Source organism: Shinella sp. HZN7, assembly GCF_001652565.1.
GTDB lineage: Bacteria > Pseudomonadota > Alphaproteobacteria > Rhizobiales > Rhizobiaceae > Shinella > Shinella granuli.
The window spans coordinates 565,851-580,575 of sequence record NZ_CP015737.1 but is presented as its reverse complement, the minus strand read 5'-3'; the positions used below and the strand labels follow the sequence as shown (position 1 = coordinate 580,575).

General features: G+C 66.0%; 15 protein-coding genes. 2 read left to right on the top strand and 13 right to left on the bottom strand.

Annotated elements, in window-relative coordinates; genetic code table 11:
- Nucleotides 1-8: 8 nt before the first annotated feature.
- The 8 genes from shn_RS25060 to shn_RS25025 all read right to left on the bottom strand — a co-directional run bounded on the left by shn_RS25060 (nucleotide 9) and on the right by shn_RS25025 (nucleotide 6,824).
- Nucleotides 9-1,037: a histone deacetylase family protein gene (locus tag shn_RS25060; RefSeq protein ID WP_064333220.1), complete on the bottom strand. Its 1,029-nt coding sequence runs from the start codon at nucleotides 1,035-1,037 to the stop codon at nucleotides 9-11.
- The gene (locus shn_RS25055; RefSeq protein WP_064333219.1) at nucleotides 1,034-1,525 is read right to left on the bottom strand and encodes a GNAT family N-acetyltransferase; all 492 of its coding nucleotides are present in this window, start codon (nucleotides 1,523-1,525) and stop codon (nucleotides 1,034-1,036) included. Before shn_RS25055 ends, shn_RS25060 begins: the two co-directional genes overlap by 4 nt.
- A gap of 9 nt (nucleotides 1,526-1,534) precedes the next feature.
- Nucleotides 1,535-2,464, bottom strand: a complete 930-nt coding sequence (locus shn_RS25050; RefSeq protein ID WP_064333218.1) for a 3-keto-5-aminohexanoate cleavage protein — start codon at nucleotides 2,462-2,464, stop codon at nucleotides 1,535-1,537.
- 9 nt (nucleotides 2,465-2,473) lie between these two features.
- Nucleotides 2,474-3,844 (bottom strand): aspartate aminotransferase family protein, encoded by a 1,371-nt coding sequence (locus shn_RS25045; RefSeq protein ID WP_064333217.1) that lies wholly within the window; start codon nucleotides 3,842-3,844, stop codon nucleotides 2,474-2,476.
- A 46-nt stretch (nucleotides 3,845-3,890) separates the two neighbouring features.
- Nucleotides 3,891-4,637, bottom strand: a complete 747-nt coding sequence (locus shn_RS25040; RefSeq protein WP_168168968.1) for an amino acid ABC transporter ATP-binding protein — start codon at nucleotides 4,635-4,637, stop codon at nucleotides 3,891-3,893.
- A 14-nt stretch (nucleotides 4,638-4,651) separates the two neighbouring features.
- The gene (locus tag shn_RS25035) at nucleotides 4,652-5,311 is read right to left on the bottom strand and encodes an amino acid ABC transporter permease (RefSeq protein WP_064333215.1); all 660 of its coding nucleotides are present in this window, start codon (nucleotides 5,309-5,311) and stop codon (nucleotides 4,652-4,654) included.
- A gap of 2 nt (nucleotides 5,312-5,313) precedes the next feature.
- Nucleotides 5,314-5,964 (bottom strand): amino acid ABC transporter permease, encoded by a 651-nt coding sequence (locus tag shn_RS25030; RefSeq protein ID WP_064333214.1) that lies wholly within the window; start codon nucleotides 5,962-5,964, stop codon nucleotides 5,314-5,316.
- Between the two features lie 74 nt (nucleotides 5,965-6,038).
- Complete coding sequence (locus shn_RS25025; protein ID WP_064333213.1) at nucleotides 6,039-6,824, bottom strand: ABC transporter substrate-binding protein; 786 nt, start codon at nucleotides 6,822-6,824, stop codon at nucleotides 6,039-6,041.
- A gap of 212 nt (nucleotides 6,825-7,036) precedes the next feature.
- On the opposite strand from shn_RS25025, the gene pncB reads away from it, so the two are divergent.
- Nucleotides 7,037-8,341 (top strand): nicotinate phosphoribosyltransferase, encoded by a 1,305-nt coding sequence (gene pncB, locus shn_RS25020; protein ID WP_064333212.1) that lies wholly within the window; start codon nucleotides 7,037-7,039, stop codon nucleotides 8,339-8,341.
- 158 nt (nucleotides 8,342-8,499) lie between these two features.
- On the opposite strand, the gene shn_RS25015 is transcribed toward pncB, so the two are convergent.
- Nucleotides 8,500-9,183, bottom strand: a complete 684-nt coding sequence (locus shn_RS25015) for an aspartate/glutamate racemase family protein (RefSeq protein ID WP_064333211.1) — start codon at nucleotides 9,181-9,183, stop codon at nucleotides 8,500-8,502.
- 7 nt (nucleotides 9,184-9,190) lie between these two features.
- Nucleotides 9,191-10,648, bottom strand: a complete 1,458-nt coding sequence (locus shn_RS25010) for an MFS transporter (protein ID WP_064333210.1) — start codon at nucleotides 10,646-10,648, stop codon at nucleotides 9,191-9,193.
- A gap of 160 nt (nucleotides 10,649-10,808) precedes the next feature.
- Between shn_RS25010 and shn_RS25005 the strand changes: the two genes are divergently transcribed.
- Nucleotides 10,809-11,651, top strand: coding sequence for a MurR/RpiR family transcriptional regulator (locus tag shn_RS25005; protein WP_064333209.1), 843 nt, complete (start codon nucleotides 10,809-10,811; stop codon nucleotides 11,649-11,651).
- Nucleotides 11,652-11,658: 7 nt separating this feature from the next.
- Here shn_RS25005 and shn_RS25000 read toward each other — a convergent pair whose 3' ends face one another.
- The 3 genes from shn_RS25000 to shn_RS24990 are packed head-to-tail and all read right to left on the bottom strand — an operon-like array spanning nucleotide 11,659 to nucleotide 14,709.
- Complete coding sequence (locus shn_RS25000; protein WP_064333208.1) at nucleotides 11,659-12,939, bottom strand: type III PLP-dependent enzyme; 1,281 nt, start codon at nucleotides 12,937-12,939, stop codon at nucleotides 11,659-11,661.
- Nucleotides 12,932-14,455 (bottom strand): AMP-binding protein, encoded by a 1,524-nt coding sequence (locus tag shn_RS24995; protein WP_064333207.1) that lies wholly within the window; start codon nucleotides 14,453-14,455, stop codon nucleotides 12,932-12,934. Before shn_RS24995 ends, shn_RS25000 begins: the two co-directional genes overlap by 8 nt.
- The gene (locus shn_RS24990) at nucleotides 14,452-14,709 is read right to left on the bottom strand and encodes an acyl carrier protein (protein WP_064333206.1); all 258 of its coding nucleotides are present in this window, start codon (nucleotides 14,707-14,709) and stop codon (nucleotides 14,452-14,454) included. The genes shn_RS24995 and shn_RS24990 overlap by 4 nt, the downstream gene beginning before the upstream one ends.
- Between the last annotated feature and the right edge of the window lie 16 nt (nucleotides 14,710-14,725).

Sequence of the window (14,725 nt, the reverse complement as noted above, 5' to 3'; positions counted from 1 at the left end):
GAATTGCCCTAGCCGTTCTTCGCGCCGAAACCGGTGAGGAAGGACGTCAGGTTGTCGCCAAGCGCGTCGCAGAGATAACCGCCCTCCTGCACGACGACCGTCGGCAGGCGCAATGCCCCGATCACTTCCGCGATGCGCGCAAAACCCGGCGTCGAGACCGAGAGGCCGCCGAACGGATCCTTTTCGAAGGCATCGAGGCCGAGCGCCACGACGAGCGCGTCGGGCGAGAAGGCCTCGACCCGGCGGATGGCGGCGGCCAGCGCCTCCAGATAGACGTTATCGCCGGATTTGCGCGCCAGCGGCAGGTTGAGATTGTAGCCGAGGCCGAGCCGCTCCCCCCGCTCGTCGGCATGGCCCCAGAAGAAGGGGTAGAAGCGCACCGGATCGGCATGGATCGAAACCGTCAGCACGTCGGCGCGCTCGTAGAACATGCCCTGCGTGCCGTTGCCGTGGTGCAGGTCGACATCGAGGATGGCGACGCGTTTCGCCTGCCGCAGCAGGTGCTGGGCGGCGATGCCGGAATTGTTGAAGAAGCAGAAGCCGCCGGCGACATCCCGGAAGGCGTGGTGGCCCGGCGGGCGGCAGAGGGCGTAGGACCACCTCTCGCCGGCCATGACGGCCTCGGCGGCGGAAACGGCGGTGGAGGCGCTCCAGCGCGCGCTCTCGAAGGTGTGCTCGGAGATCGGGCAGGACGTATCGGCCATGTGATAGCCGGCCTGTCCGACCGCCGAGGCGGGATAGCTGCCGGTGCGGGCGATCGGGTGGATGTTGGGGATGACCTCGGCCGAGGCGCCCTCGATGCGCTGCCAGCGCTCGTGGATCCGGTTCAGGAAATCGATGTATTCCGGCGTGTGCACGGCGGAGACCGGCGCGAGGCCGTGGTCCTTCGGCCGCACGATCTCCATGCCCGCCGCCCGCGCGCCGGCCAGCAGGCGCTCGACGCGCTCGGGCTGCTCGGGGTTCGGCTGCGGCGCGCCGCTGGAGAGGAAGAAGCTCGGATCGTGGCGTTTCTGTTCCTCGGCAAAAAAGGTCTTCATGGCTCTCCCTCGGCGAATGCGTCGAAATCCGCGCCCTTGATCATGTGGATCTGCTCGCTGCGGGAATGGCGGATCCCGAGGCGATCGTAGAGGCCTTGCGCGCGGAGATTGTCCACATCGACCGACAGCCGCATGTAATGGGCGCCGCGCTCCCGGCCGCGCTGCGCGGTGGCGTGCAAAAGCCGCTCGGCGATCCGCCGTCCGCGAAAGGCATCGGCGACGAAGAGGTCCTGCACATAAAGGCCGGGCTCGCCCATCCAGGTGGAAAAGCTCGGAAAGCTCAGGCACAGGCCGGCAAACGCCGCCCCCGCCTCGGCGATCAGCACCTCGAAAGCCGGCGTCTCGCCAAAGCCGTGGCGGCGCACGTCCTCGACGGTCGAGACGAACTTCGCCTCCGCGCCCATGTCCACGGCCATCGTCTTCAGTGCCGCGTGAATGATCTCCGCGTCTTCCGCGACGGCCGGCCGGATCGTGATGTCGTCCTGCATATCCCCTCCTCAGAATGCGACGCGATCGCCGCCCTTGAGACCGAGCATGGCGCGCGCCTCGTCCGGCGTCGCGACCTCCAGCGAAAGGCCTTCGAGGATCGCGCGAATGCGTCGTACCTGATCGGCGTTCGAGGCCGCAAGCGCGCGGCCGTCGAAAAGGCTGTCCTCCAGGCCGACGCGCACGCTACCGCCCATGGTCGCGGCCATGGTGATCATCGGCATCTGCCTGCGCCCGGCGGCAAGCACCGAGAAGCGATAATCCTCGCCGAACAGCTTGTCGGCGATGCGCTTCATATGGACGAGGTTTTCCGGATCCGCACCGATGCCGCCGAGCACGCCGAAGACGAACTGCATGAAGGGCGTGCCGGGAACGAGCCCGCGGTCGCGGAAATGGGCGAGCGTGTAGAGATGCCCGACATCGTAGCATTCGAACTCGAAACGCGTGCCGCAGCCCTCGCCGAGACGTTTGAGGACCGTCTCGATATCGGCGAAGGTGTTGCGGAAGATCGTGCCGCGCGTCGCCTCCAGAAGCTCGGGCTCCCAGGCATGTTTCCACGCCCGCGGCCGGTCGAGCATCGGGTAGAGGCCGAAATTCATCGAGCCCATGTTGAGCGAGCACATTTCCGGCTCGGCGGCGAGCGCTGCCGCCAGCCGGTCCTCCAGCGTCATGACGGAGGAGCCGCCGGTGGTGATGTTGATCACCGCATCGCTCGCCTGCTTGATGACCGGCAGGAAGCGCATGAAGGCCTTCGGGTCTGCCGTCGGGCGGCCGTCTTCCGGGTCGCGGGCGTGCAGGTGCAGGATCGAGGCGCCCGCCTCCGCCGCCGCGATCGCCTCGGACGCGATGTCCTCAGGCTTGTAGGGCAGATGGGGCGACATGGAGGGCGTGTGCACCGAGCCCGTCACCGCGCAGGTGATGATGACCTTGTTCGATTTCATGGCCGGCTCCTATCTGCCGACCGGCAGCGAAAGTTCGCCGGCGAGCTGCGCCAGCGTCGCATCGAGGATCGTCACGATCTCGCCGACCTGAGCCTCGGTGGTGATCATCGGCGGGCAGACGAGGAAATGGTCGCCCTCGACGCCGCCGCGCGTGCGGCGCGAATAGATGATGAGGCCGCGCTCATAAGCGATATCGACGACGCGCTGGTGCGCCTCCAATGCCTTGGGCAACGGCGCCATGGTGTTGCGGTCGGAGACGAATTCGGCCGCGAGCAGCAGGCCCTTGCCGCGCACGTCGCCGATGAAGGGGTAACGTTCGGCAAGGCCCTCCAGTTCGGCCTTCAGAAGCGCGCCGATGCGGGTGGCGTTGCCGAGCAGATCCTGCCGTTCGATCTCGTCGAGCACGGCAAGGCCGGCGGCGCAGGCAAGCGGGTTGCCGGCATAGGTGTAGCCATGGGCGAAGCCGCCGCGGTCGAGCACCGGCTTCACCAGCCGGGAATGGGCGATCATCGCGCCCAGCGGGCAATAGCCGGCGCCGAGCCCCTTGGAGAGGGCGACGATATCCGGCCGGCAATTCCAATGGTCGCCGCCGAGATAACGACCGGTGCGGCCGGCCCCGCTCATCACCTCGTCGTGGATCAGCAGGATACCGTGCTTGTCACAAATCTCGCGGATGCGCGGATAGTAGCTGTCGGGCGCGACGAGCGCACCGGTGGAGGCGCCGCCGATCGGCTCCATGATGAAGGCGAGCACGCTTTCCGCCCCCTCCTCCAGGATCTTCTCCTCCAGCATGTCGGCATAGCGGATGCCGCGCTCCTCCATCGAGAGGTTGTCGCGGTCGAGATAGGCGGTGGGCGCCTTGATGTGCGGCATGTCGCGCAGCATCGGCAGGAACGGTTTCTTCAGCGCGTCATAACCGGTGACGGCGAGCGCGCCGAGGGTCGAACCGTGATAGGAGGGGAAGCGCGAGATCACCTTCCAGCGCTCCGGCTGGTCGGTGGCGAGCGCCCATTGCCGCGCGAGCTTCAGGCAGGATTCCACCGCCTCCGAGCCGCCGGAGACGAAGAACACCCGGTCGAGGCCCTCCGGCATGTAGCCGGAAAGGCGCCGCGCCAGGTCTTCCGCCGGCTGGTTCTCGAAATGCAGGCGATAGGCGAAGGTCGCCTTGTCCATCTGGCGCTTCATGGCGTCGAGCACGTTGCGGTTGGAATGGCCGATATTGACGACCATCGCCCCGCTGGACCCGTCGATGACCTTCCGGCCATGTTCGTCCCAGATGTAGATGCCCTCGGCCCGGTCGGCGAGCGGCCGGCGCATGCGGGACTGGTAGAAGAGGTGGGATGCCGGGCGTTCGCCCGTCGCGGTCTGGTGCTGGCTCATGATCGATCCATGACAGGAGGATGCGGTTTTCAGCGGCCGGAAAATTCTAGCCGTTGAGGAATTTCTTCAGGAAGCTGCGGGTGCGCTCCTGCTTCGGATTGCGGAAGAGCTCGGCCGGGCTGCCCTCCTCCACCACGGCGCCGTCGGCCATGAAGATCACCCGGTCGGCGACTTCGGCGGCAAAGCGCATCTCGTGCGTGACGATCACCATGGTCATGTGCTCGCTTGCAAGCTGCTTCATGACGAGATTGACCTCGTCCACCAGCTCCGGGTCGAGCGCCGAGGTCGCCTCGTCGAAGAGCATGACCTTCGGCTGCATGGCAAGCGCCCTCGCGATCGCCACGCGCTGCTTCTGCCCGCCCGAAAGGCGCGCCGGGAAGGCGTCGATCTTGTCGGCAAGGCCCACCTTGTCGAGCATCTTCAGGGCGAGCGCCCGCGCCTCGGCCTTCGCAATGCCCTTCAGCTTGATCGGGGCGATGGTGATGTTTTCCGCGACGCTGAGGTGCGGGAAGAGGTTGAAGTGCTGGAATACCATGCCCATCTGCTGGCGCACGCCGTTGATGTGCCGCTCGAAGGAACGACGGTCAAGCTTTTGATTGACCTGCACACCGTCGAGCCAGACCTCTCCACCGTCGAGCGTTTCGAGATGGTTGATCGAGCGCAGCAGCGTGCTCTTGCCCGAGCCGCTCGGGCCGATGACGGCGACGATCTGGCCGCGCGCCACGCTGAAATCGATGCCCTTCAGCACCTCCAGCGGCCCGAAGAACTTTTTGGCGCCGCGCACCTCGATCATCGGACGGGTATCGTTCATCGCGAAAGCTCCACTTTCCGTTCGATCCCCCTGAGGACCGCTTCGAGGATGAGATTGAGACCATAATAGAGGGCGGCGGCCGTCAGGTAGAATTCGAAGGGCCGGTAGGTCTCGCTGATGACGAGCTGGGCGCTGTGCACCAGTTCGGCGATACCGATCATCGAGACGATGGAGGATTCCTTCAGGAGCGCGATCATCATGTTGCCGACGGCGGGCACCGTACCCCGCACCGCCTGCGGCACGACGATGTAGATCCGCGTCCGCCAGGCGCCGAAGCCGAGCGAGCGCGCCGCCTCCGTCTGCCCCTTGTCGAGCGCGGCGATGCCGGCGCGAAAGATGTCGGCATTGTAGACGGCGAAATGCAGGCTGAGGGCGATGATGCCCGACCAGACGGCGGGAATGTCGATGCCGACCTGCACGAGGCCGAAATAGATGAGGAAGAGCTGCAGGAGCAGCGGCGTGCCCATGAAGAGCCACATGAAGAGGCGCACCGGATAGCGCACGACCGGCGAGGCATAGAGCACGAGAAGGGCAAAGCCGATGCCGGCGAGAACGCTGAGCACGGCGGAGGCGGTGGAGATGACGACGGTCCACCACAGGCCCTTGCCGATCAGCGGCCAGTATTCGGGGACGATGCTGAAATCGAGACCCTGCATCTTCACGCCTCCCCGGCATAGGCGCGGTCGAGACGGTCGACGAGGAGCGTCAGGCCGTAGACCATGATCATGTAGAGCACCGCCGTCACCGCGAAGATCTCGAAGGGCTTGTAGGTGGAGCCGATGAAGCGCTGCGCCGTATAGGTGAGCTCCACCACCGAGATGGTGGCGACGAGCGCCGTGCCCTTGACCAGCGCCACGGCATTCACGCCGAGCGGGCGGATCATCAGCTTGGCGGCCTGTGGCAGCACGATCCAGCGCATGGACTGGCCCTCGCCGAAACCGAGCGAGCGCGCCGCCTCCATCTGCCCGCGATCGACCGAGAGCACGCCGCCGCGGATCGATTCGGCCATATAGGCCGCGATGTTGAGGCCGAGCGCGATGGCGCCTGCGGCGAAGGGTTCGAGCTGGATGCCGACCTGCGGCCCACCGAAATAGAGCAGGAAGATCTGGATGAGCGCCGGCGTGCCGCGAAAGACGCTGACATAGGCCGCGCCGGCGAAGCGCAGGGCCGCGACATGCGAGAGGCGGAGCATCGCGACCAGCGCCGCCACGGCAAGGCCGAGGGCAAGCGACAGCAGGGAAAGCTCGACGGTCGTCCAGGCCGCCTGGACGAAGACTGGGACAATGCGGCCGATGAGAGCGATATCCATTGCCGGATCCTCGGCGATCGGTCAGCCGGCCGGCAGTCTCCTGCCGGGCCGGCCCTTTGACAGGCGGGGAGAGATCAGCGGATATCCGCGCCGATCCACTTCATGGCGATGGCCTCGTAGGTGCCGTCGGCCATCATATCGTCCAGCGCCTTCTGCATGGCGGCCTTCAGCTCCGGATTGCCCTTGCGGATGGCGATGCCGATCTGGTCCTCGGTCCCGGCGAATTCCGGCACGTCGAGCTTGGCGACCTTCTCGCCCGTCTCCTTGACGGCGATCGACACCGGCACGGCATCGACGATCATCGCCTGGATGCGGCCGGCCTTCAGCTCGAGGAAGAGTTCCGGCAGGCCCTTGTAGGTGCGGATTTCCCAGCCGCCGCGCTCGCGCGCCCATTTCTCGTGGGTCTCTCCGAGCGTCACGCCGATGGTCTTGTCCTTGAGATCGTCGATCGACCTGATCTCGGACCCTTCGGTGACGAAGACGCCGCGGCCCGACTTGTAATAGGGTCCGACGAAATCGACGGCCTTTTCGCGCTCCGGGGTGATGGTCATGCTGCCAATGACGGAATCGTACTTGCCGGCAAGCAGGCCGGCGATGATGCCGTCCCAGGCGGTGCTGACGCCGGCGCCCTTCACGCCAAGGCGCTTGGCGATCTCGTTGCCGATATCGACGTCGAAGCCGACGACCTGGTTGCTGTCGTCGACGAAGCTGAAGGGCGGATAGGCGCCGCTGTTGGCGAACTTGAATTCCCCCGCGGCCTTGATGGTTTCAAGGTCGTCGGCGCTTGCCGAAAGCGGCGTCGCGACCACGCAGAAGGCAAGGCCGGTGGCCGCGGCATAGGACAGAATGGTCTTCAACATGTTGGTTCCCCTTTTTGGTTCAGGACCATCGCGGCAGCAATGACGCCCTTGCCGGCAACTATGTCGGCAAGCCCATGCATTTCGCAAATAGATATATAAAATACACTTCATAGTTTTTGGAAATGATCTCGCTGGCTTTCACGCCCAGGGGCTTGGCGCAGGGTGGGGATGATGCGCTATACCCGGAACCAGCATCGTTCAGGAGGAGCCGGATGGCCGTCACCGATTTCGCGACCCGCACCTACGACCACAATTTCCGGCTCGACCCGATCGTGCGCAGCCTGCTCGACACGGATTTCTACAAGCTGCTGATGTTGCAGATGATCCGCCAGTTGCATCCGGATGTCGCGGCGACCTTCTCGCTGATCAACCGGACGAAGAGCGTGCGGCTTGCCGAGATCATCGACGAGGGGGAACTGCGCGCCCAGCTCGACCATGCCCGCGGGCTCCGCTTCACCAAGAAGGAGCTGATCTGGCTGGCCGGCAACAGCTTTTACGGCAAGGCGCGCATGTTCGGGCCCGACTTCATCGCCTGGCTCGCCGCCTTCCGCCTGCCCGACTACGACCTGCGCAAGGTGGACGGACAGTACGAACTGCATTTCGAGGGGCCGTGGACGCATACGAGCATGTGGGAAATCCCGGCGCTCGTCATCATCAACGAGCTGAAATCGCGCGCGGCGATGCGCGACAAGGGGCTCTTCGCGCTCGACGTGCTCTATGCTCGGGCCAAGGCGCGGCTGTGGGAGAAGGTGGAACGGCTGCGACACCTGCCCGATCTCGTCATCTCCGATTTCGGCACGCGCCGCCGGCATGGTTTTCTCTGGCAGCGCTGGTGCGTGGAGGCGCTGAAGGAAGGGCTCGATGAACGTTTCATCGGCACCTCCAACGTGCTGCTCGCCATGGACGCCGATCTCGAGGCGATCGGCACCAATGCACATGAGCTGCCGATGGTCGCCGCCGCGCTGGCTGAGAGCGATGAGGCGCTGGCCGCCGCGCCCTACCAGGTGCTGGAGGAATGGCGGCAGCATTATAACGGAAACCTGCTGATCGCGCTCCCCGACGCCTTCGGCACCACCGCCTTCCTGGCCGAGGCGCCCGACTGGGTGGCGGACTGGACCGGCTTCCGCCCGGACAGTGCTCCGCCGATCGCCGGCGGCGAGCAGATCATCCGCTGGTGGCAGGACAAGGGGCGCGATCCGCGGGAAAAGCTGCTGATCTTCTCCGACGGCATGGATGTCGACACGATCGAGGAAACGTACCGCCACTTCCACGGCCGCGTGCGCATGAGCTTCGGCTGGGGCACCAACCTCACCAACGATTTCCGCGGCTGCGATCCGGATGGCGGGACGGGGCTCGACCCGATCTCGCTCGTCTGCAAGGTGACGAGCGCCAATGGCCGGCCGGCGGTCAAGCTTTCGGACAATCCCCTGAAAGCAACCGGCGATCCCGCCGAAATCGAGCGGTATCGCCGGGTGTTTGGCACGAAGGCCGAGCATGCCCGGCCGGTCGAGGTCTAGGACCGATCGACATTCAGTCCGTGCCGGTCTGCAAATGGCGCTTTTCCGCGCTTCCGGTGCTCATGTACGTTCACCACGGCCTGAACTGAATGTCGATCGGTCCTAGGGTTCAACGCAATTCCGGACGCAAACCGCTGCGCGCTTTTGCTGGAATGGATTCAGCTTTCCATCGCCCGCGGTGCCTTGCCGGTCTCGCTGATGAGGCCAATGATGCGCTCCACCGCCGAGGGGATCGGCCCCAGCACGGGCTGGTCGAAGCGCGGGCGGAGCTTTTCTGCCGCCTGGCCGAGCGGGCCGCCGCCGATGATGACGGCTTCGGCGCCGTCCTCCTCGATGCAGGCCCGCACCGCCCCGGCCAGCGCCTCGCTGAGAAGCGCCGGATCGGCGGCAAGGGCAACGGGGTCGCCCTCGGTGCAGCGGATGCCCCGGTAGAGATGGGCAAGGCCGAGATCGTGTGCCCGCTGGTCGATGGCCTCGACCAGATCCGGCGTCGAGGTGGCGACGGCGAAGGCGCGGCCGCCCTGCGAGGCCTCGATCATCGAGGCCTCGCAGATGCCGAGCACGGGGACGGCGACCTTTCGGCGAAGCTCGGCAAGGCCGGGATCGCCGAAGGCGCTGACGATGATCCCCGCGCAATCCCGCCCGTGCGCGGTGCCGAGTTCCACCACTTCGGCGGCGGAGGCGGCCAGTTGCCCGGGGGTGACGATCATGCCCGGGGCACGGCGCGCGGTGACGGTCTTCACCGCCAGCCGCCCCGCCGCGGAGGCCAGCGCGATGGCGTGCATCATCTCGCTGGTGGCCTCGGAGCTGTTGGGATTGATCAACAGGATATGCGCGGTCATGCTCTTTTCAGGCTCCTGCTTTGGCGGGCTCGGCGACGAGGTTGTCGCTTGCCGTGGTGGCGTCCGCCCGCTGCGTGATGTCTTCCATCGACATGCCGTAGGTTTCCGGCCCGAGGCGGATGCAGATGGCAAAGATGGCGTACATGGCCGCGGCAAGGCCGAACACGCCGCCCATGCCGTAGCTGTCGAACAGGGCGCCCGAGATGGTCGGAACGAACGAGCCGGCGGCCGAGCCCGTCGCCAGGATGAAGGCGACGCCGAAGGCGCGGATGCGGGTCGGGAAGAGTTCCGGCGCATAGATCCAGATCGACGTGTTCAAGAGAAGCACGAAGAACTGGAAGAGCGCGCCGAAGAACAGCACCAGATGGATGGTGGTGCCGAGATACATGATGGCGAGCGCGGCAAGGCAGGCGCAGATGGCGCCGACGGTCAGGACGCGCTTGCGCGGGAAGTAGTAGCCGAACATCGAGGCCGCGATGGCGCCGAGAACGCTGCCGCTCTGGATGATCATGCTGTAGAGCAGGCTGCCCTGCAGCGTGTAGCCCATCGAGACGAAGATCACCGGCATCAGGGTCAGGACGGAGAGCTGGGCGCCATAGCTCATCAGGATGGCGATGGACACCGGGACGATGCGGCCGAGGAACGGCGCGCGGAAGAGCTCCTTCCAGGCACCCTTGGCGCGGGGCGCATCCTTTTCGTTCTCCTTCGAGAGATATTCCCGCACCACGAGGTTCTTCGGCCGGAGCGAACCGGATTCCAGCACCGAGAGCACCTTGTTCGCCTCGTCGATCCGTCCCTGCGCGGCAAGGAAACGCGGGGTTTCCGGCACGTAGCGGCGGTAGAAGACGACCAGCAGGGCCGGCAGCGCCAGCGAGGCGAAGAGCCAGCGCCAGCTATCCTCGCCCGGGAAGATGCTGAAGATCATCAGGCCGTAGACGGGGGCAAGGAAGTTGCCGAAACCGCCCGCGCCGACATTGACGAGCCCGGCCGCCGTTCCGCGGAACTTCGGCGAGCAGAATTCCGACAGCATGGTGACGGCGGTGGAAATCTCGCCGCCGACGCCGAAGCCGACGATGGCGCGGGCGATGCACAGGAACATGAAGTCCGGCGCCAGTGCGCAGGCCGCCGAACCCAGCGAGAACAGCAGCAGGTTGATAGTCAGCATGACGCGGCGGCCGTAGCGGTCGCCGAGGATGCCGGAAAGCAGGCGGCCGATGGCCGCGCTGCCGAAGGTGATCGTGTTCAGCAGGCCGATATCCGTGCCCGTCAGGCCCCAGTGCTCCCTCAGGAGCGGGCCGGACACGCCGATCGTGTTCTGCTCGAAACTGTCGAACAGGCAGCCGATCAGCACCAGCGCGATGATCTGCTTGTGCGCGCGCGTCACCCCGATGCGGGTGAGCGCGCCTTCCAGTTGCCGGATGGCCGGCGATGACGTGCCGGACTGCACCATACCTTCTGCTGCCATGGTCTCCTCCTCTTGGCATCAGCATGAAAATCTATTTTCTTATAATACACATATGAAATCTGTTTTTCAAGAAACTTTGTGTCCGTGTCCAAACGGCATTCTTGCGAAGTCCGGCAAGTCCGTTACAAGCTTGATTTCGAAGTGAAAGGCGGTGGTTCCGATGGGCTCTACGGATCGTTCGTTCCTGTTTCGCGTGCGTGATGCGCTCGACGACCTGCACCCGGCGGAGCGGCGGCTCGGCGATTTCGTCTGCGACTTCCCGGGGGAGCTGGCGAGCTATTCGGCCTCGGAGCTTGCCAAGCTGGCCCAGGTCTCCAATGCAACCGTGACGCGGTTCGTCCGCCGGCTCGGCTATGAGAACTACGAGGAAGCGCGTCGCCATGCGCGCGACGAGCGGGAGACCGGCTCGCGCCTGTTCCTGTCCACCTCCTCGGATGCGGCCGGCGCCCAATCCGTCGGCGCCCATGTCGCGCAGGGCATCGCCAATCTCGAAGGCACGTTTTCCACGATCACCGACGCACAGGTGGATGCGATCGCCGATGCGATCCTTGGCGCACGCAAGACCTGGGTTCTGGGCTTTCGCAGCAGCCACGCCTTTGCCGAATACCTGCAATGGCAGATGACGCAGGTGGTGGAGGACATCGTCGCCATTCCCGGCGCCGGCCAGACGCTCGGCGAACATCTCGTCAGCGTGACGGAGAAGGACGTCGCCATCGTCTTCGGCCTGCGCCGCCGCGTGGCGCAGATGGAAACGATCCTTACGGCGATCGAGAAGAGCGGCGCCAAGCTGCTCTATCTCACGGATGAAGGCGTCACCCACCGGGCGAGCGCCACCTGGCATTTCCGTTGTCAGACGCTGGCGCCGGGACCGCTGTTCAACCACGTCTCGGTCATGGCGGTCTGCCACCTCATCACGACGCGCGCCATCGAGCGCGCCGGCGCCGCCGGCCGCACGCGCCTGCGCGGCATCGAGCGCTTCGGCGATACGCTGGAAGAGCTGTAACGCCCCCTCACTGCGCGATGCGCTCGATCCGGCCGTCTTCCACGAGCACTTCCGCCGGGGCCGGATGGGAGAGGAAATTCCCCGGGCTCGCCGTCAGGCCGTAGGCGCCGGATTGCAGCACGGCCACGAGGTCCCCGGCGGCAAGCACCGGCAGGCCCGTGTCGCGCGCAAGCGTATCGAGCGGGGTGCAGAGCGGACCGACCACCGTGGCCGGCTGGTCCGGCGTGGCAGTCATATGCGCGGGCGCGACGACCGGATAGTTGCGCTTGATGACCTGGCCGAGATTGCCCGAGGCCGCCAGATGATGGTTCATGCCGCCTTCCAGCACGAGGAAGCGCACGCCGCGGGACGTCTTGACCGCGTTGATCTCGCTGACATAGAGGCCCGCCGGTCCGGCAAGGAAGCGTCCCGGCTCGACGACGGCGCGCGCCCCGGCCAGCAGCGGTTCGGAGCGCATCGATGCCGCAAGGTCGGGGATGGCGGCGGCAACGGCATCGAGGGCGAGCGGCCTGTCGCCCTCGTAGTAGGGGATGCCGAGGCCACCGCCGAGATCGATCGTGGCGAGCGGCCTTCCGATCGTGCGGGCAACGCGCGCGGCCAGCGTGATGGCGTGCCGCCAGCTTTCGATCAGCGCCGCCGCATCGAGGATCTGCGTGCCGCCATAGACATGGATGCCGACGAGCTCGATGTTCGGCACGGCCGCAACGGCGGCGATCGCCACATCGAGGTCTTCCTCGTCGAAGCCGAAGGCGGTCGCCTTGCCGCCCATGCGCATGGCGCCCACCTGGACGGCCGGGACCGGATTGATGCGCAGCGACGCACGGACGGGCCGGCCGATCGCGCGGAGCCGCGCGATCTCGTCCAGCCCCTCGATATGGATCTCGCCGATGCCGCCCTCGATCACCGCCGCAAGCTCCGCATGGCGCTTGCCAGGCCCGGCGAAGAGGATCTGCTCCGGCTTCGCGCCGGCGGCGATGGCCGCATGGTATTCGCCGAGCGAGGCGATCTCGACGCCGGCGCCCTCCTCGATGAACAGGCGAATGACGCCGCGGGCCGGATTGGCCTTGGCCGAATAGTAGATGGCGGCAAAACCATCGAGCACGGCGGCCAGCCGGCGATAGGCCCGGCGCATGACGGCGCCGTCATAGATATAGGCGGGCGAGCCCAGTTGCGAGACGATCTCGCGCACGGAAAGGCCGCCGACATGGAGGTCGTCGCCCCGCACCTGGAAAAGCTCGTCTGCAAGCGCATAGCCGTGGCGCGTCACCTTGACCGCGGGATCAGCCATTTTCCGTGCGCTCCCTCACAAGGTTCCGGTAGTCCACCTTGCCGTTCGGCGTCACCGGGAGAGCCTCGACCAGTTCCAGGTCCCGCGGCACCATATAGGCCGCGAGCATGCCCGCGACCGCCTGCAACACCGCCGCGACGTCGACATCCGGCTCCAGCGCCACGGCCACCGCATGGAGCTTCTGCCCGGCAAAGTCATCCGGCAGGCCGATGACGGCGACCTGGCGGAAGCGCCCGGTGCTCATGATCGCTTCCTCGACCTCGGACGGGCTGATGCGGTAGCCCGAGGACTTGATCATCGCATCGTTGCGGCCGATGAAGCTGAAGAAGCCGTCCTCGTCCTCCACCGCCAGATCGCCGGAATAGCAGACGATATCGCCGCCCTCGTCCCGCGACCGGAAGGGGTTCTGGCGAAGCACCCTTGCCGTTTCCTCGGGCCGGTTCCAGTAGCCGAGGGAAACGGTCGGCCCGCGGTGAACGAGAATACCGGGCTCGCCCGGCTTCGCGCGCCGGCCGTCCTCCGTCACGATGAAGATCTCGCATTCCGGGATCGCCTTGCCGATGGAGGTCGGGCGGCGGTCCAGCTCCTCCGGCGGCAGATAGGTCGAGCGGAAGGCTTCCGTCAGGCCGTACATCAGGACGACATTCGTCTGCGGCAGCATCCGCCTGAGATCGGCCACCGTCTGCGAGGGCACCGCGCCGCCGGAATTGGTGATGTAGCGCAGATGCGGCAAGGCGGTCCTGTGCAGAAGCGGCGCGGCCTTCGTCAGGATCGCCCAGATGGTCGGCACGCCGGCAAGGGCGGTGATCTCGTGGTCGCGCAGCGCGCGAACGATCTCGTCGCCGAAACGGAAGGTCAGGATGACGGTCGTCGCCCCCTGCTCCACCGCGGTCAGGAGCTGGTTGAGTCCGTAGTCGAAACTGAACGGCAGGAGGGAAAGGATGCGTTCCTCCGGCGTGATGGCAAGATAGGTGCGCACGATGCGCGCGCCGGCAAGGAGATTGCGGTGCGACACCATCACGCCCTTCGGCCGTCCGGTCGAGCCGGACGTGTAGAGGATCGCCGCGAGGTCCTCGCCGATATTGCCGTCCTTCAGCGGCACCGTCTCCGCCTCCGCCATCTCCTCGACGAGGAGAATGCGCGCGCCGCCTGCCTCTTCAAGGCATTCGGCAACCATCGGCGCAAGCGCGCGGCTGGTGATGACGAGGCGGGCGGCGCAATCGGCGACGATGTGGCTGATCTGCCGGCCCCGCAACAGCGGGTTGACCGGCACGAAGACACCCATGGCGCGGCTTACCGCGAAAAGAGCGATGCATTCCTCCATGCCGCGCGGCAGGAAGATCGCGGCGCGATCCCCGCGCTCGAGCCCTGCCGCAAGCAGCGCCGATGCGAAGCGATCCACCGCAATGTTAAAGCCCCGATAATCGAGCGTTCTTTCCCCGTGGACCAGCGCGCACCGCCCGCTTTCGGCATGGGGTACGAGGAGATGGTGCAGGAGGATGGGCGCCGCGGTCACATCCGCATCCGCGAAACGAAGCGGACGAGGCTTGCGGGTGTCGCCAGTTCCTGGAAATCGAAATCGTCGCCTTCGAGGGAAATGCCGAAACGCTCGCCGAGGAACATCACGAGCTCAAGAAAGCCGAGGGAATCGATCGCACCCTCGAGCAAGGGCGTATCGGGCGTCACCGGCACGAGCGCGGGAAAACGCGTGCCAAGATAGGCAAGGACTTCGGCCTCGATGTCGCTGGCGGGAGCACTTGTGCTCTGCATCTCAATTATCCTCCGT